The following is a 1,749-nucleotide window of genomic DNA, read 5'->3' as shown; positions in this document are numbered from 1 at the left end:
CCCCCGAACCGCCGCTTGGATCAAGCCGCGATCGGGTGACCACCTTCCATCGCGTGGAGCACACGCGGATCGTCAAAGATCGGGATTCCGGCCTGTTCGTATTTCTTGACCGCCGTTGGTGTCAGCAGCCCAACCCGCGCCAGGGCCGGCATCATCAGATCCTTCAGCGCATGGATCTGGCCCGGCGGCAGTTCCTGGGTAATCCCGGCTTCGTGCGCCTCTTCCACACCTTTGAAGAAGTCGTCGGGATCGATCTGGCTGTTGACCAGCACCTCCATAAAGCCCGGATCGACCCGGCTGGCCAGCGTGCCGGTGGTGCTTGATCCGGCCAGAATGCTGACCGCCTGAAACGCGAAATCGGCCAGATCCTCAACCTCATCCTCTGGCAGATCGGCGATAACCGGTCCCAGAAAGGCATGGCCAAACGAAACGTGGCGGCTTTCATCGCGCATCACGTTGAAGGTTAGCTGCTTGAGCAGATCGCACTGGGTGGTGCGGTACATGTTGTTGAATGCGCCAAGCGCCAGTCCTTCGACGATCATGTTCATCCCGATCATGACCTTTTCATAGCGATCGCTTTGCAGCGTCGCGTCGATCAGGCTCTTGAGCCAGGGGGTCATCGGATAGACGATCGCGATCTTGTCACAATATCTGGCATAGACCTCGACATGGCGGGCCTCGTCCATGGTCTGGGTTGCGGCGTAAAGTTTTGCGGTGGCATCGGGCACCGAATGGGTAACGCAGGCCGCCGTCATCAGCGCGCCTTGTTCACCGTGCAGGAACTGCGACAAAAGCTGCGCGGTTGAATGGGCGGTAAAGGTTTCCTGCTGGGTTTTGGACAGCTTCGAAAAGAACGGCATCCGGTGATAGACATCGCTGCGATCATTGATCAGCGGCTTGGATGGATCCACTTCGGTGTCCCACGGCAGCAGCTGATCCGAATCCCACTGATCCTGCTTGGCACGCTTGTAGAGGTCTTCCACCTTGTCACCCGACAGCAAGTAGTCAAACGTCCAGGCGATCGACATCGGGTTCTTGTAGATATCGTCGGGGTTCATGCTGACGCGCCAGTCCGGCTTGGGCTGCGCGGCGCTGGGTGTGGCTAGGTTCATCGGAACTCTCCTCTCACAGATATTGGCGTTCAGGGGTGTGGACGACGAGCCCGTCGAGCGCGTCGCTGAGTTTGAGCTGGCAGGCAAGACGGCTGCCGGGGCGCCGATCGAGCGTTTCGGTATCAAGCATCGCTGCCTCAAGCTCGTCGGCGGCGGGAAGGCGGGCAAACCATTCCTCGTCAAGATAGACATGGCAGGTGGCGCAGGCGCAAAAGCCTCCGCAATCCGCCTCAATTCCTGGAATCCGGTGGTTGAGCGCGGCATCGGCCACGCTCATCCCGGCAGGGCTATCGACCGTCCGCGCCGTTCCTGCCACATCGATGAAAGTCACATGGGTCAAGCGCGCTGCCTTTTGATCGGGTTGCAACTATTTACACCGATGTAAGTTATGATTCGCCAGTGGCATTGACCTGCATCAATTGCAGGCGGCACCTTGCGCAGTGGCAAAGTGCCTCGATCTGGCCCGGCGCACTGTGGCCAAATACCGCTGTGAGCAGCGTCACAGCGCTGCGGCGAAAAACCTGCTAGCAGAGGTGCAGAATCCAAACACAGAACTGGAGATGCAATGCCACTATCAGCTTTGACCAAATCCCGCCTAACAGCTGTGGTTTTGGCTGCCTTGCTCCCGGCGTCCATC

2 protein-coding genes are annotated in these 1,749 nt (G+C 59.0%); both read right to left on the bottom strand.

Annotated elements, in window-relative coordinates:
- Window positions 1-20 precede the first annotated feature (20 nt).
- Complete coding sequence (locus ABL914_RS13900; protein ID WP_391563783.1) at window positions 21-1,112, bottom strand: ferritin-like domain-containing protein; 1,092 nt, start codon at window positions 1,110-1,112, stop codon at window positions 21-23.
- A gap of 13 nt (window positions 1,113-1,125) precedes the next feature.
- Window positions 1,126-1,443, bottom strand: coding sequence for a 2Fe-2S iron-sulfur cluster-binding protein (locus ABL914_RS13895; RefSeq protein ID WP_391563784.1), 318 nt, complete (start codon window positions 1,441-1,443; stop codon window positions 1,126-1,128).
- Between the last annotated feature and the right edge of the window lie 306 nt (window positions 1,444-1,749).

This window comes from Novosphingobium sp. (assembly GCF_040079535.1).
Lineage (GTDB): Bacteria > Pseudomonadota > Alphaproteobacteria > Sphingomonadales > Sphingomonadaceae > Novosphingobium.
Note: the sequence above shows the minus strand (reverse complement) of the source record. Positions and strands in the feature narration are given on the sequence as shown.

What these genes read in the sequence shown, in the direction of transcription:
- ABL914_RS13900 (WP_391563783.1), bottom strand. Translation starts at nt 1,112, where the DNA reads ATGAACCTAGCCACACCCAGCGCCGCGCAGCCCAAGCCGGACTGGCGC.